General features: G+C 37.3%; 17 protein-coding genes. 13 read left to right on the forward strand and 4 right to left on the reverse strand.

Translation table 11 applies throughout. The annotated features are described in order from the left end of the window. Positions 1-70: 70 nt before the first annotated feature. From isiD to ureG, 7 genes are all read left to right on the forward strand, one after another. Positions 71-283 (forward strand): protein IsiD, encoded by a 213-nt coding sequence (isiD, locus tag AACU25_RS14545; RefSeq protein ID WP_096576732.1) that lies wholly within the window; start codon positions 71-73, stop codon positions 281-283. A gap of 186 nt (positions 284-469) precedes the next feature. After that, on the forward strand, positions 470-1,681 hold the full coding sequence (coaBC, locus tag AACU25_RS14550) for a bifunctional phosphopantothenoylcysteine decarboxylase/phosphopantothenate--cysteine ligase CoaBC (protein WP_096576734.1): 1,212 nt from the start codon (positions 470-472) through the stop codon (positions 1,679-1,681). A gap of 939 nt (positions 1,682-2,620) precedes the next feature. Then, on the forward strand, positions 2,621-4,048 hold the full coding sequence (locus AACU25_RS14555; RefSeq protein WP_096576736.1) for an ABC transporter substrate-binding protein: 1,428 nt from the start codon (positions 2,621-2,623) through the stop codon (positions 4,046-4,048). After that, positions 4,045-6,441 carry a hybrid sensor histidine kinase/response regulator gene (locus AACU25_RS14560; RefSeq protein WP_096576737.1) on the forward strand — a complete coding sequence of 799 codons (2,397 nt, stop codon included), beginning with the start codon at positions 4,045-4,047 and terminating at the stop codon, positions 6,439-6,441. Before AACU25_RS14555 ends, AACU25_RS14560 begins: the two co-directional genes overlap by 4 nt. Before the next feature lie 49 nt (positions 6,442-6,490). Further along, a complete protein-coding gene (ureE, locus tag AACU25_RS14565) occupies positions 6,491-6,931 on the forward strand; it encodes an urease accessory protein UreE (RefSeq protein WP_096576739.1) in 441 nt (146 codons plus the stop codon). Further along, complete coding sequence (locus tag AACU25_RS14570; protein WP_096576741.1) at positions 6,912-7,598, forward strand: urease accessory protein UreF; 687 nt, start codon at positions 6,912-6,914, stop codon at positions 7,596-7,598. Before ureE ends, AACU25_RS14570 begins: the two co-directional genes overlap by 20 nt. A 140-nt stretch (positions 7,599-7,738) precedes the next feature. Next, positions 7,739-8,341 carry an urease accessory protein UreG gene (ureG, locus tag AACU25_RS14575; RefSeq protein WP_096576743.1) on the forward strand — a complete coding sequence of 201 codons (603 nt, stop codon included), beginning with the start codon at positions 7,739-7,741 and terminating at the stop codon, positions 8,339-8,341. Between the two features lie 67 nt (positions 8,342-8,408). On the opposite strand, the gene AACU25_RS14580 is transcribed toward ureG, so the two are convergent. Continuing rightward, complete coding sequence (locus AACU25_RS14580; protein WP_096576745.1) at positions 8,409-8,792, reverse strand: response regulator; 384 nt, start codon at positions 8,790-8,792, stop codon at positions 8,409-8,411. A 472-nt stretch (positions 8,793-9,264) separates the two neighbouring features. Here AACU25_RS14580 and AACU25_RS14585 point away from each other — a divergent pair, with 472 nt between their 5' ends. The 6 genes from AACU25_RS14585 (at position 9,265) to AACU25_RS14610 (ending at position 16,692) form a co-directional block, all read left to right on the forward strand. After that, positions 9,265-10,695 carry a deoxyribodipyrimidine photo-lyase, 8-HDF type gene (locus AACU25_RS14585; RefSeq protein WP_096576747.1) on the forward strand — a complete coding sequence of 477 codons (1,431 nt, stop codon included), beginning with the start codon at positions 9,265-9,267 and terminating at the stop codon, positions 10,693-10,695. 632 nt (positions 10,696-11,327) lie between these two features. After that, positions 11,328-12,482, forward strand: a complete 1,155-nt coding sequence (locus AACU25_RS14590) for a phosphotransferase family protein (protein WP_096576749.1) — start codon at positions 11,328-11,330, stop codon at positions 12,480-12,482. A gap of 25 nt (positions 12,483-12,507) precedes the next feature. Then, a complete protein-coding gene (locus AACU25_RS14595; RefSeq protein ID WP_096576751.1) occupies positions 12,508-13,617 on the forward strand; it encodes a T3SS effector HopA1 family protein in 1,110 nt (369 codons plus the stop codon). A 388-nt stretch (positions 13,618-14,005) separates the two neighbouring features. Continuing rightward, a complete protein-coding gene (locus AACU25_RS14600; protein ID WP_096576753.1) occupies positions 14,006-14,221 on the forward strand; it encodes a hypothetical protein in 216 nt (71 codons plus the stop codon). A 176-nt stretch (positions 14,222-14,397) separates the two neighbouring features. Beyond that, entirely contained in the window at positions 14,398-15,552 is a 1,155-nt protein-coding gene (locus tag AACU25_RS14605) for an aminoglycoside phosphotransferase family protein (RefSeq protein WP_096576755.1), read from the forward strand. Between the two features lie 57 nt (positions 15,553-15,609). Next, positions 15,610-16,692 carry a T3SS effector HopA1 family protein gene (locus AACU25_RS14610; RefSeq protein ID WP_096576757.1) on the forward strand — a complete coding sequence of 361 codons (1,083 nt, stop codon included), beginning with the start codon at positions 15,610-15,612 and terminating at the stop codon, positions 16,690-16,692. Positions 16,693-16,739: 47 nt separating this feature from the next. Here AACU25_RS14610 and AACU25_RS14615 read toward each other — a convergent pair whose 3' ends face one another. The 3 genes from AACU25_RS14615 to AACU25_RS14625 form a co-directional block, all read right to left on the reverse strand. Then, entirely contained in the window at positions 16,740-17,513 is a 774-nt protein-coding gene (locus AACU25_RS14615; RefSeq protein ID WP_096576759.1) for a peptidylprolyl isomerase, read from the reverse strand. Between the two features lie 56 nt (positions 17,514-17,569). Then, a complete protein-coding gene (locus AACU25_RS14620) occupies positions 17,570-19,078 on the reverse strand; it encodes a beta-barrel domain-containing protein (RefSeq protein ID WP_096576761.1) in 1,509 nt (502 codons plus the stop codon). Between the two features lie 452 nt (positions 19,079-19,530). After that, positions 19,531-22,254 carry a peptidase domain-containing ABC transporter gene (locus AACU25_RS14625; protein ID WP_096576763.1) on the reverse strand — a complete coding sequence of 908 codons (2,724 nt, stop codon included), beginning with the start codon at positions 22,252-22,254 and terminating at the stop codon, positions 19,531-19,533. Positions 22,255-22,267 lie beyond the last annotated feature (13 nt).

A 22,267-nucleotide genomic window follows, 5' to 3' on the forward strand; every position in this document is an offset into this window, starting at 1 on the left:
TGGGTGGCCGTGAAAAGCATAACCCAACCCATGCTGGGTACGAATGCTGCATAAGGGAGGGGCAAGCATTATGAAAACTCTAGGCATTTCCAGAAAAGAAATTGCTGCCATGACTGCAGCAGAAGTTGAGGAGCTAGCTGCACGTCTAGAGCTAGATAATTATAGCAATGCTTTTGAGGGTTTGAACGATTGGCATCTACTGCGAGCGATCGCATTTCAGCGGCCGGAGTTAGTGGAACCCTATATCCACCTCCTGGACTTAGAACCCTATGACGAAGCTTGAATGAAGGATAAAGGATGCAGGATGAAACTACCTGGCTGACATCTTCCATCCTTTTCCATGACTGTAGTGTCTATTCATCAACAATAGTTTAGGCATCAGGATGAAGCATGAGGATGAAAGCAACTGCACATTTACCAAATACTCTTCATTTCAGCCTTTATCCTTTAGAATTCATCCTGTTTACCCATGCCTAATTCCATATCTAAAGTTTTAATTGGTGTAGGTGGGGGTATCGCCGCCTATAAAGTTTGTGAATTAGTTTCCTCGCTGTTTAAAACTGGGGTAGAAGTACGCGTCATTCTCACCAATTCAGCGCAAGCATTTATCACCCCCCTAACTTTAGCTACCCTTTCCCGTCATCAGGCTTATACAGATGATATGTTTTGGCAGCCAACTCACTCGCGGCCATTACATATAGAATTGGGTGAATGGGCAGATTTGCTGGTGATTGCGCCCTTAACAGCCAATACACTCGCCAAGTTAACTTATGGCATGGCTGATAATTTGCTCACAAATACAGTGCTAGCTTCTACCTGTCCAGTCTTACTAGCACCCGCAATGAATACAGATATGTGGGAACAGCTAGCAGTACAGCGCAATTGGCAGCAATTGTTGACAGATAGTCGGTATCATGGGATGAGTACAGCATCAGGATTATTAGCCTGCGATCGCGTTGGTGCTGGAAGGATGGCAGAACCTCCAGAGATTTTGACTTATATTCAATCGCTATTACACACAGGCGGTAAACGAGATTTAGCCGGGAAGCGGGTATTAATTAGTGCTGGCGGAACGCGAGAATATCTTGATCCAGTTAGGTTTATTGGCAACCCATCCACAGGTAAAATGGGCTTGGCTTTAGCTCAAGCTGCCTTGCATCGTGGCGCAAACGTCACCCTAGTTCATGGCCCTGCTAGTTGGAATGTCCCCTTGGGAGTGCAAGCAATTCCTGTAGTTAATGCGGAAGAAATGCAGCAAGTCATGGGGGAATATTTCACCAGTGCAGATATCATAGTCATGTCCGCCGCCGTCGCAGATGTCAAACCCAGAGATTATAGTACCGAGAAATTACCCAAGCGATCGCTTCCCCAATCTTTACCCTTGGAATCTGTACCAGATATCGTCAGTCAATTAGCCAAACTCAAGCAACCACATCAACAATTAATTGGATTTGCAGCTCAATCTGGGGATATTATTACCCCTGCTTTAGAAAAGTTACAGCATAAAAAATTAGATGCCATTGTTGCCAATCCCATCGATAAAACTGATAGTGGTTTTGGCAGTGATAATAATCAGGCAGTATTTTTAGATAAACAAGGGAGACATAGAGAAATTCCACCTTGTTCTAAATTACAAATGGCACATCATCTATTTGATTTCGTTTCCAATGGAAAAAATTAATGCTCTATGGGGGCAGTTTCTGTGATATGTTCACATAGCAACCAGATATTTAATTTCAATCTGTCCTGACAAAAGTATACATATACAAAACTTTACATATTTCAGTAAAATCGCATCTACTTACCTTAAAATTTGCAACGCAAAAACACACTTAAAATAATCATTAATCTGAATTTTTAGATATGTTTGTACTGTAGCGCTTACAGAAAAGTATTTACGCAAAATCATTTATTTTATTGCGAGAGTTCACAATTACAAATGTATATTTAGGTTGGCAGTACTAGTTAAAATGTGCTGCTATTTTGTGGTAAAAAAAGCTAGTAATATTGAAAGTCTGTAGATTTATTGATAGCCAGGAAGTCAATACTACTTGGTTAAGGGGAACGGGTTAAAGGTTATTTATTTCCCTTGAACCATTCCCCTTTTTCCCCTTAACCGACAAGTATTGTACAGGAAGTGTGGTTGAGAGTTAAGGTTAAATTTTATGGTCAAAGCTGAAAAATAAGTAATATTTTGCGTTAAAGTGCAATCACTACCAACATTACCTATGTGGGTGGTCTGAGTCATTTGACGATTGAATAATATTCCTCATAGGGCAAAAGCTGAGAATATTGGTATTTTAACTTTTGAACCTTAGCTACTTAGTTGAGAGAAATTTAAAAAATCATTTTAAATTCCTTGTAGCGGTACTAGTACAAGTCGGCGTAAATAAATAGACCATCTGTAATTGCTAAAAGGCTTGTGGTATAAGTATTCTTTCTTTTGACTTTTGACTTTTTACTTTTGCCTTATTGTACTAGTGTGTTTACCAAAGCGAATTCCCAAATCCGATACTGTCTCTGTTAATAGTTATCTATTTTTTGTTCAAAAACTATAGTTATAACCTGGGATGAATTTAACTTAAAAATCACAAAATTAATACCATGATAAAAAATCATAATGATCACCAGAAGAAAATTCCAAAAATTATCTTTTTTCAGCCTATTATTATCTAGTCTAAAAGGTTGTGCCAAGTTAGATAAATCTGATTTAAAACTTAATTCTGCTGTCACCAATCCAGAAACGTTTATCCTGTGGGAGCGTGGATACTTACCAGGAGAAAACCAAGGCATTCTGCAGTTAGTAGCAGCATGGAAGCAACTCACAGGAAAGAAAGTTAATTTAAAGTTGGTTTCCGATGATTTTATTGAACAATCATTATTAGAAACTTGGAAAAATCCTAATAATGTTAAAGCTCCTAACATTATATTTTCAATTACTTTTAATCAAATTATTGCACCTCTATTGGCATGGGAAGATCAGCTGCTCGATCTATCAGATTTGATTGAGCCGATCGCATCCAGTTTTGATCCAGACGTATTACCCCAAGTCCTTTATCACAATCAAGTTCGGGGCGATCGCAGTTACTATGCCTTGCCTATAGGACAATCGGATGCTTATATCCATTATTGGAAAGACTCCCTAGCGGAAATCGGATATACCGAAACCGACATTCCCCAAGAATGGCATCAATTTTGGCAGTTCTGGAAAACTGCACAAACCCAATTGCGATCGCATCAACACCCTGATTTATACGGTTTGGGTTTGTGTATGTCTGCAAACGGCTTTGATACCATAGCCGCTTTTCAACTTTTTTTAGATGCCCATAATGTCAAAATCGCTACTCATCAGAACGGAATCGTTCTTAATAATACGAATAACAGAAAGGATTTCATTGCTATCATTGAGGAATTTGCTGATTTTTACCGACAAGGCTATGTGCCAACCGATACTCTAACATGGTCGGGTTCAGGTAATAATATTGCATTTCTCAACCATAGAATCCTGATGACCCTCAACATGACCTTATCGATTCCTCGATCCCAAAAATTAGAGAATAATCAGTATAACCAGAATGCCGCAAAGCGATATCGAGATATTGGTACCTTGGCAACCTACCCCAAAAAACTAGACGGCACAACTTTGCAAGCACCTAGAGTACTTAACCAAATTCTGGTTCTCAAACACAGCCAAAACTCCCAAGATACCTTAGACTTTGTGCAATATTTGCTGAAACCAGATAATATCCGGCAACTTATTCACGGATTCAACGGCCGAATTTTGCCGACGATGCCACAACTGTTAAAAGATCCCCTGTGGCAAGATCCATCCGATCATCATTCCGCAGCAGCGCTGGCAATCTGCAATCGGCCTCGGCTACCTGAGTATGACAAACTGCACCCCATATTCAGCCATATTTATATGCAGCAACTTTGGGCACAAATCATTCACCGCGTGATTTGCAAAAATGCCTCACCTACCGAAGCTGCTAACTGGGGAATTGAGGAGATCCAAAATATTTGGCAAAGCTTTGAGAACAAACTATGAGTATTTGGAATCGCAACAGTTTATTATATCAACTGGTCTATCGGTTTTCTGTCATTTCCTGGATTGCTATTGGGGTGAGTGCTGCTAGTTCCTCATGGTATTCTCGCCATGATTTGCAGAGAGAAGTTGTCAACAGTTTAAACAATTCCTTAGATTTTCAATCTCAAGAACTGGATTACTGGGTAAACTATCAATTGCGGGATGTGCTGCAACTTGCACAACAAACTGAGATTCGAGAAGCTGTGCCAAAACTCCTAGAACCGCAAAATTCCCCAAAGCGAAAAGCGGCTGACGAACGTCTGAAACAGTACTTAAATCGAACCGCAGCAATTAAATCTAATCTTCGCAATATTTGTATTACAGAAAATAGCGGGTTTGTGCTTTTTTGCTCAGACTCTTCACACAAGAGATATAAATATTTACCCTCAGGTTATCCTGTAACTTATTTAACAGAAAAAAATCTGGTTTCCATCGCGCCTAATTTTTATTTAAATTCCGAACAAAAACCAACTATTACAATAGCGACTCCCTTAAACGATAGTTTAGGGATGCAAATGGGAGCTATGGTGATGGATCTCAATTTGGCAGAACTCCGAAATATATTGTTAGCAAGCACCCTCAAAACTAAAACTCAAGCCATTTATTTGGTGGGAGAATCTAACTTAAACGCTGTTGCTTTCTTAAACACAGCAGCTTTTAAGTTATCCAAAGCAGCAAATTTATCTGCCACTATCCCATTAAAAAGCGAAGCCATTGATCGCGCGATCGCCCAGCAAGATGGTATGGGATTGTACCTCAACCAGTACGATGTATTGGTGATTGGGGTGTATCGTTGGTTGCCCAAGTATAATTTGGGATTCATTGCCGAAATGAGTCAAGAGGAAGCCTTTGCCCCCGCAGATCGTTTAGCCTTAAGCATTGTATTGTTTGGCTGTGTGGCATCTGCTTTCTTAATGTTGGCGATTTATTTGCTGTCTCGGCAGATTACCCAGCCGATTCTGGACATTAGCAAAGCTGCGGAACGTTTAGCACAAGGAGACTTAAATCAACACATACCGGTGATTACTCAAAATGAAGTAGGCATTCTCGCCCAAACATTTAACACTATGGCCAAGCAATTGAAGTTAGATCGAGAAAATCTCGAACAGCGCGTGAATGAGAGAACTGTAGAACTAGCTGTAGCCAAAGGTCAAGCAGAATTTGCCAACCAAGCCAAAAGTGAATTTCTGGCTAACATGAGTCATGAACTTCGCACTCCCCTGAATGCTATTCTCGGACATTCCGAGGCATTGCTAGAAAACATTTTTGGGACACTCAACGAACGTCAACAAAAGTCAATTTTCAGCATCCACAACAGTGGAACACACCTTTTGGCTGTGATTAACGATATTTTAGATGTTTCCAAAATTGAAGCTGGTCATCTAGAGTTGAATATCTCTACTGTAGCGATTTTATATCTCTGTGAGTCTAGCGTGGCGTTTGTCAGGCAACAAGCGCAGCAAAAAGAAATTCGACTACAAACAATCCTTGCGAGTGACTATGAATATATTGCCGTGGACGAACTGCGGATACGCCAGTTGCTGATTAATCTGCTGACGAACGCCATCAAGTTTACCCCATCTGGCGGGCGAGTCACCCTAGATGTTCATCTGGAACAAGAAGTTACAAATTTGGAATCACAATCTCCCACCACAGAAGAATTTCTTTGTTTTTCCGTCAGCGATACAGGAATTGGTATTCCCGAATCCTTTCAAAATAAGCTTTTTCAACCTTTCGTTCAAGTTGACAGCAAACTCAATCGCCGCTATCAAGGCACAGGCTTAGGATTAACCTTGGTGAAACAAATTGCCGAGTTGCATGGGGGTTCAGTCAGTTTATCTAGCGAGGTAGGAAAGGGCAGTTGTTTTACAGTTCGTTTACCTTCAAGCTGTCTTTCCACAGATATTTCCTTGCCGAATCCGCCTTCTCAATCAGATATTCCAGCGTTCAGCCCAACAGATATCTCAGAACCAAGGGGAGATAAACCTTTGGTTTTGTTAGCCGAAGATAACGAAGCCAATGTCCTCAGCATTTCCTACTACCTGGCGGCTAAAGGTTTCCGTCTGCTGGTGGCGGGTAATGGCGAAGAAGCGATCGCAATTGCTAAAACCCAACATCCCGACATAATTTTGATGGACATTCAAATGCCGGGGGTCGATGGTTTAGAAGCGATCGCACGCATCCGTCAAGATAGTCAACTTTTCCATATCCCCATCATTGCACTCACGGCTCTGGCTATGCCTGGCGATCGCGAACGTTGTCTAGCTGCTGGGGCTAACAACTATTTAGCAAAGCCTGTTAAACTACAATACTTGGAAATTAGCATCCGGCAATTGCTGCAATCATCTCAATAACAATAATTTTTAATACTGAGCTATTTACTATATTTAATTTAATTAATTTATGTTGACCTTTACCCAACTGAAACCACCTGATTCTGATGCTGTAGTTAGCTTAACTTTACCTCTCACAGCCGAAGAACGCACCCGCAGCCGCCATCGTTTTGAAACAGCAGATGGTCAGGTTGTATTTTTGCGTTTACCTAGAGGTACAGTTCTGCAAGATGGTGATATTCTCCTAGAAGAAACCCAAGATATTTTAATGAGAATTAAAGCAAAACCAGAACCAGTAATAACTGTTTTTGCTAATACACCACAGTTATTATTAAGAGCCGCATATCATTTAGGAAATCGCCATGTTCCTGTAGAAATTACAATTAATTATTTACGCTTATCTCACGACTCAGTTTTGCAAACAATGTTAGAACAATTAGGGTTAGAAATTAAAGCAGAAATTTTACCATTTCAGCCAGAACAGGGAGCTTATGGACATCACGCTCACTGATAACTCTTTTTTAGCTATTTTGCAATTAACTAGCCCAGCTTTACCCGTGGGAGCATATAGTTATTCGGAAGGATTAGAAACTTTAGTTGAACAAAATACTATTACCAATCAGCAAACCCTGCAAGACTGGTTAGCATCTCAACTAAGTTATGGTGCAATTCGCATTGAAGCGGCGGTGATGCTCAGAGCTTATAAATCAGCGAAAATCGGAGATTTAGCGGCATTAACCCATTGGAACCATTGGTTATCGGCTGCTAGAGAAACCACAGAATTACGCAATGCTAGCTGGCAAATGGGGCGATCGCTCATGCAATTACTTGGTAAACTACAACCAGAAATCATGCCCATAGTGAATGCTGTGGGTAATCCTAGCAATTATGCGATCGCCTTTGGTATTGCGGCAGCTCATTGGCAAATCAACATTCAAGCTGCTGTACTAGGATATCTGCATAGTTGGGCGAGTAATTTAATTACCGCTGGTGTCAAACTGATACCTCTAGGACAAACCACCGGACAGCAGTTACTACTAGACTTACAGCCATTATTAAATATTGCAGCAGTAGAAATTTTAGCTTTAGAAGATGATGAACTCGCCTGTTGTACTTGGGGCTTATCCCTTGCTAGTATGCAGCATGAAACGCAGTATACAAGGTTGTTTAGGAGTTAGGGATTGGGGACTGGGGACTGGGGACAAGGGAAAAATAACAAACCCGCAATTACCAATTACCAATTACCAATTACCAATTACCAATTACCAATTACCAATTACCAATTACCAATTACCAATTACCAATTACCAATTACCAAATGACAAATAACACTTTTCGAGTAGGAGTTGCAGGCCCGGTTGGTTCGGGGAAAACTGCGTTAGTAGATGCTTTATGTAAGGCTTTGCGCGAACAGTATCAAATTGCTGTAGTGACCAATGATATTTATACTCAAGAGGATGCACAATTTTTGGTGCGTTCTCAGGCGCTAGCAAGCGATCGCATTTTGGGTGTAGAAACGGGTGGTTGTCCCCATACTGCAATTCGCGAAGATGCTTCGATGAATTTGGCCGCAATTGAACAATTAGAGCAGCGATTTACTAATTTAGATTTGGTATTTTTAGAAAGTGGCGGCGATAATTTAGCAGCTACATTCAGCCCGGAATTAGTTGATTTAACCATTTATGTCATCGATGTCGCGGCTGGTGATAAAATCCCTCGCAAAGGCGGGCCAGGTATTACTAAATCTGATTTATTGGTAATTAATAAAATCGACCTTGCGCCTTATGTCGGTGCAGATTTAAATGTTATGGATAGAGATGCTAAAAAAATGCGTGGCGATAAACCCTTTATTTTTACTAACTTAAAAACTCAACAAGGGCTAACAGAAGTAATTCAATTCGTCCGCAAACATATTGCCTAACATGAATTTAAAAAATGAGTCACATACATCTGATACGATTAATTTTGTATCACAGTTATGGTGGAACCTAATCTTTTGGCAATAATGCTGTAACTGAGGCGATTAGAGTATCTAAATCAATAGCCTTTCTTATAAATCCGTTAATTTCCACATGATTAATATTTTCAATATCAAATTTATCTATTCCTGTAATCAGGATAATAGGAATGGACTTAAGTTTATGAGATTGTTTTATTTTTTGAATAATCTCTAATCCGCTAATTACAGGCATTTTCAAATCTACTATTAATAAGTCTGGTAAATCAGGCTTATTATCCAGAAAATCCAGCAATGCTACACCTGAAAGAAAGATTTTGCTTTTAAATCCATGTATTAAAAGTGCCGATTTTAACCAGAGTGTATTTTCTACAGAATCATCACAAATAAATATTTGTTTTGTATGGTTATGCATATATATAAAATCATGATTAATTATAAAAGATTAGTTTGATTCAAAGATTTATAATACTTAGATATTGTATGAATAGAAAATTATTATTTAATAATATTTACATGATGAAAAATTTTTGTGATCAAAATCACAAAATAAAGTAATTAAAATGTGCTTCTGTACGTAGGAAGAGAAAAATATTTGCCAATAAGCATGAAAGGATGATTATTTGAGCCTTGGCATGGAAATTGAGTCTATAATCGCCTGTAAGCCTTGACTTTCAAGTAAAATTATGGAGTTTAATTAAAATGTCAGCATCACAACTACTCGAGAAGCATTGAAATACACAAATCATAATAAAAAATATGGTTATATAGATAAATAAAAATTTTTTCTGCTTCTGTTTTACCCTATCTAGAAATTTATCGACAGAATGATGCTGATATGTACACGAGACTATAAGCTAGTACAAGCGAACTATTAAAATAATGGAATGTCTGACTTAATTCTATTTTGGCATCGCCGCGATTTAAGGATTTCTGATAATACAGGACTAGCCGCAGCCCGTAAACAAAGTCCTAAGGTAGTAGGAGTATTTTGTCTTGACCCGAATATTCTCCAACGAGATGATATTGCGGCGGTGCGGGTAACTTATATGATTGGCTGCTTACAAGCATTACAAAAGCGCTATGCGGAAGCTGGTAGCCAGTTGTTAATACTTCATGGTAATCCCATGCAAGCAATTCCCGCCTTAGCTACGGCGTTGAATGCCAAAGCTGTGTTTTGGAACTGGGATGTAGAACCCTATTCTCAAGAACGCGATCGCACTATAATTGATGCACTCCAAGAAAAAGGCATTGCATTTTTAACAGAAAACTGGGATCAGATACTGCACTCGCCAGCAGAAATTCGCACGGGTGGTAATGCCCCTTACACTGTTTACACCCCCTTCTGGAAAAATTGGATTAGCAAAGCCAAGGCTAAACCAGTAGAAACTCTGCAAAATGCCGAAGGGTTAACAGCCATTGAACAAGAAATTGCCCAACAAACTGGAGCAATACCACTACCAACCGCCAAAGATTTAGGATTTATCTGGGATGGTGGATTAGTTCTTCCCCCAGGAGAAACTGCAGCGCAGGAACGGTTAGAGGAATTCAGCGCTAGTGCGATTAATGAATACCAGGAACAGCGGAATTTTCCAGCTATGGATGGCACATCGCAACTAAGTGCAGCTTTAAAGTTTGGAGTAATTGGCATTCGCACCGTTTGGCAAACTACCCTAGAAGCGTTAGAAAATAGCCGTAGCGACGAAACCACAACCAGCATCCGCACATGGCAACAAGAACTAGCATGGCGGGAATTTTATCAACACGCTATGTATCACTTCCCGGAATTAGCTGAAGGTGCATACCGCGAAGCCTTCAAAAACTTTCCTTGGGAAAACAACGAAGAACATTATCAAGCTTGGTGTGAAGGTAGAACAGGTTACCCCATTGTTGATGCAGCCATGCGCCAAATGAATGAAAGCGGCTGGATGCATAACCGTTGTCGGATGATTGTTGCCAGTTTCTTGACTAAAGACTTATTAATCAGTCCGCAATTGGGAGAAAAATACTTTATGCAGAGATTGATTGATGGGGACTTATCTGCCAATAATGGTGGTTGGCAATGGAGTGCTTCTAGTGGCATGGATCCCAAACCTATACGTATTTTCAACCCAGCTAGCCAAGCACAAAAATTCGATCCAGATGCCGAATATATTCGCCAATGGTTGCCAGAATTGCGGTCTATAGATACAGAATATTTAGTTACGGGTAAAATCACACCACTAGAACGCCGTGCTGTCGGCTATCCTGACCCCATTGTGGATCATAAGATTCAGCAAAAACAGTTTAAACAGGTTTATCAACAGCAAAAAAACTAGCTTGAAAATGGGCATAGGGCATTGGGGATGAGGCATGGGAAAGACACATACATTTTCATGCTTGGTTATGCCAAAACCTAGCGTGAATGACTGACATGAAGAATTAATACCGATTCACCAGAATCCTAATTATACAGATAGATTTTGCGTAGGGGTTTAGCAATGCTCATTGGTGTCAACTTAACGTGAAACCCTCTTGGCGACAACGTTCTGCCCTCATCCTGTGCCCCTTGAACACCAACAGAGGGTAGCAAGAGATTTAATTCCCCTTCTCCAGGGGGAGAAGGGGTGAGGGGATGAGGGCGAGGGTTTTTGTACAACACGCGCCGTATTATATAGCTTTTAGCTTAAGTTGACACGTATGAGTAATACTAAACCCTATATCTGAGGTGGTATGAAGTGCGATCGCATCAAAATAGGACATAAATATTCTAGTAATCTTTCTAGATAATGAATATCTCTACTCATGACGATATTTTCTAGGTAAATTACCCTAAATAATAGGTTCAAACTAGATTTTTTTTGTCACTTTTAGAATTTCACAATTTTAGAAAAATATCAAATCCTTGCAGAAGATAGTAATTAACAGCAGTAACCTGCTAAATGCAAAATCTGATATTTTTCAGTTACCCATGACCTTTTTATTGAATTCTAATAATGTCTGCGATTATTTAGCTAGACATAACCTTTGTTCTCCAAGCGAAACAAACCAGATTGACATAGAGTTAAAATCTGCTAAAAATTTTAATTTATTAGTAACACTGCCAAATCATCAAAAGCTGTTAGTCAAGCAAGAACGGCACAATCACGCAGGGAAAGCATCGGGAGAATTTTTAAGTGAGTGGCGCATTCAAGAATTTGTACAAAAATTTCCCGAATTAAATTATCTTCGCCCTTCTCTACCAGAGATACTGCATTATGATGCAGAAAATTCCATTATGGTTTTTACATTTCTGGATGATTATCAGGATGTCATGGAATTCTATACCCAGGAAAAATCTTTTGATAGTGAAATCGCTGCGGCAATTGGTACTTTTTTAGCTGCTATCCATCGCTATACTTTCAACAAGCAAGAATATCAAGATTTCTTCTCTCAAAATCCTGATAATTCCAGAACAGATATGGTGAGAAATTTAATCCGGGGGTTGGAACGGATAGAACCAGAAATTTTTGGTTTAGTACCTGATGATGGTTTGAGATTTTTTGCCCTATATCAACGCTACGACAGTTTAGGAGAAGCTCTTATAAACTTGGGTAATACTGTTATTCCTTGTTGTTTAACCCACAATGATCTGAAGCTAAATAATATATTAGTCAATAAAAATTGGCAGCAATCAACTGACAGCATTATACGCCTAATTGATTGGGAACGTTCTACTTGGGGAGATCCAGCTTTTGATTTAGGAACACTTATTAGTAGCTACATACAATTATGGCTAGGTAGTTTAGTTATTAGTAAATCTTTAAGTCTTGAGGAATCTCTAGGTTTAGCGATGACTCCTTTAGAAAAACTTCAGCCTTCAATTGCTACATTAAACCAAGTTTATTTGCAGACATTTCCAGAAATTTTAGAAAACCGTCCTCATTTCTTGCTACAGGTAATGCAATTTACAGGTTTTGGTTTAATTCAAAGGATTCAGGCAATGATTCTGTATCAAAAATCTTTTGGCAATACAGGAATTGCTATGCTTCAGGTTGCTAAAACATTATTATGTCGCCCAGAACAATCAATGCAAACAATTTTCGGTGCTAGTGAATTAACTCAACAACCTGCTTTGACAGCTTAGTATATTTCCTCATAATTAAATTATTATGCGATTACTTAACTCTGTTCATAGTCAGCTTCAAGCTGGGGTAGATAGTCGATTACTGGATGTTCTAGAAGATATTATAACCAATATTGAAATTAAGTCTGATTTCTCTATTCTTCATCCAGATTATAAGCCATTTGACATACCTACTGATACTGTTGAACGCTTCCACAAATTGCCTGAAGCAATACAAAAAAAATATTTCAGCTTGCAATTGCGGAGTTTTCTGTATGGTATTTATTACAACGGTTCAATGCGAAGCGAACTTGCAGTAGATAACGAAGAAAATAATTTAGCTTTAGATTTAGAAAATAATACGCTTTTTGGAGTAGATGTATTTTTTTATCAACAGTTACATGACAGTAATTTTGGCAAGGGATATTTTCAGCGAGGTTGGTCAGTTTTGAAAGAAGAAAATGATGGTAGTTTAGTGATAAAAAAGGGTGATTTAAGGCTACATATTCAAAGAGATAAGCATTTACTAGAGGCTGATAAATCAGCTTCTGTAGGTGATATAATAGCAGTAAGAATGCCAAAAAATGTGGTACAGAGTGGCTTTTATATGGCGGTTGGTAATGCTGGATTATATCGCAATCATGATTTAAAAAATCAAGTGACTGTGCGAATATATTTCAATTTAACTCCGTCAGGTGCTATTAACGTTATGGGCAACCTAACACAGTGTTTGAATAAAGAAAATATTCCTTTTCAATTTAAAGTTTTGTACCATCCAAAAAGTTATAATCGTTACGATTCAGGTGTTTTATATTTTGACAAGCGGGATTATGCAACAGTAAGGCAATTTTTAAATTACATTTATATAGAAAATAAAAGAAACTTTAAATCTGAAATCCCTCTATTTACTAAAAAACTAGCACCAGGTTTAGGTTTAGCAGAAGAACCAGATAAGAAGTTTGCTGAACGAGAAAGTTTTGGGGTGAATCGCTGTCAGATAATTGCAAATGGTTTGTTAGAAGCTTGGTATCAGGGCGATAACTCGCCTCAAGGAAAGATAAAGGCAATTATTGGACAATTTTCACATTTAGGAATTGATTTAAAGCGCGTTCATCTCAACGTACATTCCGAGGATATTTACCAAGTTTTAGCTTAAGCAAAGAATATTTATATTTTAGAAAATGCTGTTAACAGTATTCAATATTTTTAGCGTTCAGTCCCAAAATGTTTTGGGACTGAATTTTTTATGCTTTTTATAGCTTGAAAGTTAAAAAGTGATATATCTGATTTAGCTATGTCTTTGCTCAAGCTAATATTTATTATAAATATACATTTTGATTACAAATTGCTTGAAGACAGGATAATAGTGAGTATATTTAGCTAATTTTTCCAATATTTTATGACCCAAACTATACTTTTTAAGTCCTATTTATTAGCTACTACTATCTAGATATAAGCATTTAAATTAACTACAATGTAATCATGAATCAAAAATGAATTAATGATTCTAAGTAAACAGCATATCTTGATTGGAGATAACTCAAATGGCTGATATTAAAATTCATGACATTGTAATTACAGGTGCTGAATTGTTTCTCGATTCTGAAAGTTTTATGAACGATTTAGGGGACGATGAAATGAATATACGAGGAGGAGATTGGAGTACCCTCAGTAAAGCTTGTGCCACTGTTGGTAAAGATGAATGGAGTACTTTTAGTGGTGGGTGCCGAAATGACGATGTACCAGAATTCCTACAATAGGAAAGCATAAAAAATGATCCTAAACTAGTTGTACATTATTAGTATTAGGATATGTTTAAGTGGTAATATTACCCAACATATCTTTAGATACTCCTAATTTAGGAGTATCTAAAATGATTTTGTTAATTAAAAATGGCTGAGTTATTTTTTGTTAAATATAAAAGAAGGAATATTTTGTGATAGGTAACCTTAGTTATAATAATTTATTTGATTACTTGATAAATAATCATCTGTCAAATAAAGAAGATTTAGAGGGCAGCAAACTTGAATTAAAAGATAATAATAATTTTAATTGGATCATCGAATTACCCAATAAAGTGGGTAAGCTATTTGTTAAACAGATGCCTCATTATAGGCAAATTAATATCGATAACAGGATTACTAAAGAATGGCATATTTATAATTATTTAAGCATCAATAAAGCCTTAGATCATACTTCATATTTAATTCCAGAAATACTGCATTTTGATAATCAAAATTCTATACTTATATACAAATTAGCCAATGATTATGTTACTTTAGAAAGCTATTATAAAAATCTGAATACCTTCTCTGATACCATTGCTATATTGCTGGGAACTACTTTAGCAAAATTGCATTTCGAGACAATGAATTCTCAAGAATGCCATAATTTCATAACAAAGTTTTCTCAAGATAAGCTTCAGTACCAACTTCCTTATCCTGATTACCTTTCTGATTATATTATTAAATATTTGGAGCCTGAAAGTTTACATAGAACTCCAGTGCAAGCTTGGAAATTTTTGGGTATTATTCAACAAGATGAAAATGTCAAAAAAATTATTAAAGAACTAGTACTTCATCATGAACACCTCTGCTTAACACACAATAATATTCAATTTAAAAATATTTTCATACATAGGAGTTTAGACCAAGATGGGTTATTCGCAGGGTATGAAGAATCCAAAAATAGTCTAATTAAGTTTATTAATTGGGAAGCTTGTAGCTGGGGAGATCCAGCTTGCGATTTAGGCAAAGCAATTACAGGTTATTTTATTTTTTGGCTCAATAGTATGATTACACATCATACTATTGAAATTAAAAAATCTATACAGCTAGCCACAATTCCTTTAGAAGTTGTTCAACCTTCAATCGGAGCTATGATCAAAGCATATATAAGTATTTACCCAGAAATTTTAAATCACTATACAGCATTTACCAAACGAGTAGTACAGTTTGCTGGGCTAGGTTTAATTAATCAACTACTAGAAGAATTTCAATTGCAGCCAGAGACGGCTCGAAATCACCAGAAAATTTATTTTTATATTGCCAGACAATTGCTCTGTCAACCAGAAAAATTCCTATCAATTTAATATATTCGACTAATTTATAAATCACAATATCTGGAACAGTATATAGGATTATTTATAATGCAATTAAGACAGACTTTACAAGATATTGTTTGCAATATTGAAATCGAGGAATCTAAATTTCGCATTAGGCATTATCACTTTCCGCCTATAGAAATTGATCATAATAATATGGTACAATTAAAAAAATTGCCTCAAAAAATTCAGTATGAGTATATAAATTCAAAATTATTAGAATTTATATATGGCATTTACTTTGAAGGTTCGGGTGTAACAGAAGAAAATTTTGAGACGGATAATAACGAGCAAGTTCTGAAAAAAATAGCCTCCAAAGGAATCGACTGGGAATTCTATGAAGAACTAGAAAAAAACAACAAAGGACAAGGTTGGTATCATCCATCTTTTCATATTTTAAGACAGGAAGTAGATGGTAGCCTTATAGCAGAATTTGATAACGGTATTCTACAAATTCTGCGAGAGCGTCATCTACCTGTAGCCCTACAATCAGCGATTGTAAATGATGCGATTTCAATATTTCTACCTTCCAGCTTTATTAATAAATCTAGGTATAGAGTAACTGGCGATGGCTTTGGTGGTTTACCACCAGCAAAGAATTTCTATTATACATTACTGGTTTATTTTAACTTCAGTTCTGAAGCGGCAGTTTTTGCGATGAACTGTATAACAACAGAATTCAATGCGATTAAATTACCCTTCGTATTTGAGGTATTACACAACCCTTTGAACTACAGATTTTATAATTCAGGAATACTCAAAGTTTTTTCTGAAAAATACGATTCAAAACTATACAAAAAGTTTATTTTACCACTTTTAAGAACTATTTATGAAGATAATAAATCCCACTTTCGGGAAGAAATTCCGATATTTACCAAGAAAATTGCACCTGGTATTGGTTTATCCGAACGTCCAAATTCACAAATAAAGTTTAGAAATATAATAGATTCTGAAGGTAGCTATTGTGAATTTGTTGCTGATGCTTTGATAGAAGCCCATCAGAATCAGGATAATTCTTCACAAAGCCGAATGGAATATATACTTAGAAAATTTGAAAAATATGGAATTGATATAGAACGTCCTTATCTCAATCCAAATGCGGAAGATATTTACACACCATTGGTATAAACCAACAGTGTGACAAATCCACTTATGTGTTAGTCATCAAATAAAATTCAGGTGTATGTATCGGGATTAGGATTTAGGCTATTGCTCTGCAACTCTTTCAAAACCTCTACTTGCTCTATTTTGTGCTTCACCCAATCGGCAAAAAATGCTGATATAATTTGATAACGCAATTTCTCACTCAATTCTGGTTGAATAATCTCTTCCACCATAATTAAATGTACTCCCTTAGAAGTAATAATCGGCTTAAGAAGCTGGGGAGGATTAGCAGCAAACACAGCAGCAGAAATTTCTGGCTTTAAATCTTTACGATTTACTTTTCCTCGATAGCCACATTTGCGACGTAATTCTATATCTTGAATGTATTGATTAGCTACATCATAAAAACTAGTCTCACCTTCTTTAATTGCATAAAATAACTCCATTGCTAAATCTTCATCATCCAAGATAACTTCATATATAACTGCACCAGCATATTCTAGTTGATTTTCAAAAAAATAGGGTTCAACTTTATCTGCAAACAGATGTTGAGCTAATTTATTAGCTAGTAAATTACGATAAACTAATTCTTCAAAATCATCTAAAGATAAAGCGTGTTTATCCAACCATTTCCATGTATCTTCAGCAGTTTCCAAGGCATTCATTAACCGGAAATTATCTGCTGCTTTTTGCAGTTCTTCAATCTCTACTTGAATCCCCATCTCTGATATGGTGGTTTCAATTATCTTATGGGTAATAATCTTGTCAATTAAATCAGGAATTTGGCGGTATTGTTTGACAATATGCAGAATATCTTGGTTGCTGATTGTGATGGTTTGTGACATAATTTGGCTCCACAAATAACTGACAGTTATGCAAATATCGGATGAGCTATTAAGTTTTAGCTTCCTTGTTGCAACTGTTTAAATGGGTCTAGTAAAAAGTCAATAATCCGACGCTGACGAACAATTACTTCTGCGGTTGCTGTATCACCAGGACGTAAAGGTGTACATTTATTTTTACTAGGAATACAATTACTTTTCAGGGAAATTTCTAAATTATATGCAGCAATTTTCCCATTAGGTGTATCAATTTCTAATGTGGTTGGTGAAATCTCTAATAACTCGCCTTCAATAATTCCATAATCTTGAAAAGGATAGGCATCAAATTTAAGTTTTACAGGCAATCCTTTGCGTAAAGAACCACTTTCAGATGTAGGCATTTGTGCCCGAATAATTAACGGTGAATCTTCGGGAGCAATTTCTGCAACCATTGTTCCAGGTTGAACAACTGCACCAGGACGCTGAATTGGGAGTTGAAATACTCTACCCGCAATAGGAGATTTTAAGACTCGTTGCTGTAATTGCAATTGCAAGCTGTTAATTTGACTATTAGTTTGAGCAATTTCTGCTTGTAAGGTAGTCGTTTCTGTGTCTAAATTTTTTAATTGCTCCTCGCTTTTGAGTACAGCCAATTTTCCTGAATGAGTTAATGCTTGATAACTGCGTTTTTGCTCTTTTAAGCGCAAATATGCTTGTTCAATTTCTGCCTTGGCTTGACGAATTGTACGCTGATAGCTACTCTGTTGTTCGGCTAGGCGGAGATTAGCTTGTTTGATATCTGATTTGCTTTGTTCGTATAATCTCTGCCTGTCTTTGGCGATATCTTGCTTATCAACAACATTAATTTCGGGGATAGCACCTGCTTGTTTAAGTTTACTGTAGCGTTCTACTTCTCTTTGGGCACTGGCTAAACTATTTTCTAATAATTTATTTGCCGTGTGAGTTTGTTCGATAGTTTGTCTTGCTTGATTAACTTGGGTAATTTTTTCGGTTTGTTGAATTTCATAGGAGTTTTTCAAAGCCGTTAAATTTTGCTGTGCTTGCTCAATTTGGGCTTGTTTTTCTAACTCTTGAGCTTGATTTTGTTGGCGTTGAGTTGCTAAGGAGACGATGATTTGATTTTTCAGCAGATTTAATTGCGATCGCCTATTTAATTGTCCTTCTAATTTCTCCTTACTTTGGCGCAAATCAGACTTAACTAAGTCTGCATCTAATATCATGACAGGTTCTCCAGGTTTGACTAGATCACCTTCTTTGACTGGGATAGATGTAACCGTCCCTGGTACAGCACTATCTAACTTAAATGTTTGACCTTTTGGCTCAAGTCTTCCCCTAGCTGTACCAGTTTCATCTATTTTCGATAACATCGCCCAAGGTAAAGCAATAGATATAAAACTGAGCAAAAAATACAACATACCCCTAGTCCAAACTTGGGGCAAGCTATCTAGTAAATCTTTAGTATATTCAGACAAATCATCAGGCAATTGATTGATGTTTGTAGATGATGTATCTGCCTGTTCGTATTCATTGATGGTGTTTGCTACTTCGCCGTTAAATATCTCGGACATAAGGTCTTTTTTGTTAGAAATTTGCAATTTATGGCAATCCTATAGCCCAATACAGTTCTGCTAAAAAAATAGTAATTGATTTGCCAGTTGTGGAAACAGCTAGCTCAATTGGGGGATTCTCCCCCAAACCCCCGATTGGGTGACGGTTGCGTCCCCCAAACCCCCTCCAAAAGTATTGTTTTGTTGTCAATTAGTTTTCTTAACTGAACTGTATTGTCCTATAGGCATCCGGTTTGATTTAGAGAAAATGCTTGTTGAGACTCTTTCAATTTAATAATGAGACAAAGATATTGGTAGAGGTTTAGCATTGCTATAACCTCTACGAAAAATATATTTGTATCAATATTTTTGGAATTAGTATTAGAAATTAAACTGGGAATAAAGATATACTAAAATTTTCTCAAAAATCAAATATTTGAAAATATCATGCTTGACTTTTAGAGATGCTCAATTTAGGCTGATGCATCTAACTGTTGTTGATTGAGATAGAAATAATGTCCGCGTTTACTCATCAATTCTTGGTGAGTTCCACTTTCAATTAATACGCCTTTATCCAAAACCAAAATTAAATCGGCATTTCTGACAGTGGAAAGACGATGAGCAATTACTAAGGTAGTTCTTCCCTTAAGAATTGTATTAAAATTCTTCTGAATTATTCTTTCCGATTCAGTATCTAAATGGGAAGTTGCCTCATCTAAAATTAATAAGCGAGGATTATCTAATAAAGCTCTAGCTATAGCGATTCTTTGTCTTTGTCCTCCTGAAAGCATTCCTCCACCTTCACCAGTTTGAGTTTCATAGCCCATTGGTAATTTTTTAATGAACTCATCAGCACCAGCTTGAGTTGCGGCTGCAATGATTTCTTCTAATTTTGCGCCGGGATTTCCTAAGCTAATATTTTCTCGAATTGTACTGCCAAATAAAAATGTATCTTGGTCAACTACTCCAACTTGTTGGCGTAAGGAACGTAAGGAAATAGTAGTAATATCGCATCCATCAATTAATATTTTGCCATCGCTAGGGGGATATAAGCCTAAAACTAACTTAGAAATCGTAGTTTTTCCCGAACCACTGCGTCCTACTAATGCTACCATCTGTCCGGGTTGAATATGAAAACTGAGGTTTTCAATCACATTAGTATCACTTTCTGAGTGATAGCGAAAGGTGACATTGTCAAAGCGGATGTCACCTTTAATTTCAGGTAAATTCTGTTTGATTTGCTTTTGTAAATTTTCCTCTGGTTCGGCATCTAATACATCATTAATGCGTTCCATAGCAATTACAACTTCTTGCAGTTGGTTCCACAATACTGTTAAACGTTGGAAAGGAGCAATAATCGTATTTAACAGCATATTAAATGCCACAAGCTGTCCAATTGTTAATTTATTTTGAATGACTAAATGCGCTCCAAGCCATAGCATAGCTGTAGTGGCAATTGCTTGAATAGCATTACTAAAAATTTGCAAGCGATTGCTAATAATTTGCCCAGAAAATCCAGTTTTAATGGCTTTGTGCAATAACTCTTCCCAATGCCAGCGTACTGTTTGTTCTACGGCTGTAGATTTCACTGTTCGCACCCCAGAAATAGCTTCAATTAGATAGCTACTTTCTTGGCTATAAGCACTAAATATTTCACGGGAAATCTTCTTTAAGAAGGGTGTTGCAATCAAAGCTAGTAAAAAGAATGGCGGTACAATTAATAAAGCCAGTAATGCCATTTGCCAACTGTACCAAAACATTAATCCTACATAGATAAATACTGTGAGTAAATCTAAGAGGATTGATAAAGCTTCTCCAGAAAGAAAGCGTTGAATTTTGCGATTTTCTTGGACGCGAGAAATAATATCTCCGACATAACGTGTTTCAAAGAAACTTAAAGGAAGTTGCAAAGTATGACGGATAAATCCGACAATTAAAGCAACATCTAGCTTATTGGCAGTATGGTCTAGTAAATATTGCCGCAAACCTGTTAGTGCTACCCGAAATAAACTAAAAATTAGCAATCCTAAACCCACAGCCGTTAAAGTTAACTCAGAACGCTGCACCACCACTCTATCGAGAATAAATTGGGTAAATAAAGGGGTAATCAATCCAAATATTTGGATAAATAAGGAAGCTAAAAAGACTTCCAGTAACACCAAACTGTGCGGTTTAATTAACTCAAAAAATTGCCAAAAGGGTGTTGTACTTTCTTCCGTATCTTTTAAAAGGGCTGTGGGTTGCAGTAGCAGTGCATATCCAGTCCAATCTGCTTTAAATTCCCGGTGAGTCAGGGTACGCTGACCAATGGCTGGGTCTGCAACTATGACATATTTATTGGTGATTTCATAGACAACTATATAATGTTTGCCCTCCCAGTGAGCGATCGCAGGTAATTTTTGCTTGGCTAATTGGTCGAGACTGGCTTTTACGGGTCTTGTGTTAAATCCGATACTTTCGGCTGCGATTGACAATCCGCGCAGAGATGCACCGTTACGATCCACATTGGCAATATCTCGCACAAAATTGACACTAAAGCGCTTTCCCCAATAACGCGACACCATCACTAAACAAGCTGCACCGCAATCTGAGGCACTCTGTTGGGCAAAATATGGATAGCTTTTGGTGACCCGTTGCCATAAATGCCCGACTCTTTGTGTAGGGTTGGGAAAGTAGGCTTTGCTAATCTTTTTCTGAGAATTACTTGCTGGTAGTGGGGAAGAACTTGTGACGCTTGGTTGTTCAACAAGCTGGGGAGATGGGGGTTCATTGTCAGACTTAACAAACAGAGAATTTCGTGCTTGTGCTTGGGTGCGTAAATGTGCGTAAATTTCTGGATATTTGCCTATCAATGGTGACAGTGCTTCATCAGTAAGGAAAGCTAGGTGTAAATTAACACTAGCTCTGGCTGCATAAGCTTGAAAACCAGCCTCTCTAAACAAGGTAAATTCCCCAAATGATTGTCCTACTTCCAAAGTTGCAATCAATTCACCTGCATCATCGAGTAATCTGACTTTACCTGCAAGTACAATGTAAATACCCGCTTCAACATCGGTTCCTTGCCAAAATTTTCCTACCTTGGGAGTAAGATATTTCACTTGTTCAAGGCAGTGCTGTAAGTCTTCTGAGGAGAGAGAATTACCCAAAACACTGCATAGTTGCTGCACAGACAGCGACTCTGAGATATATTGCGCCATGAAATCCTGAACT

The sequence above is a fragment of the Tolypothrix tenuis PCC 7101 genome (assembly GCF_963874875.1).
Lineage (GTDB): Bacteria > Cyanobacteriota > Cyanobacteriia > Cyanobacteriales > Nostocaceae > Aulosira > Aulosira tenue.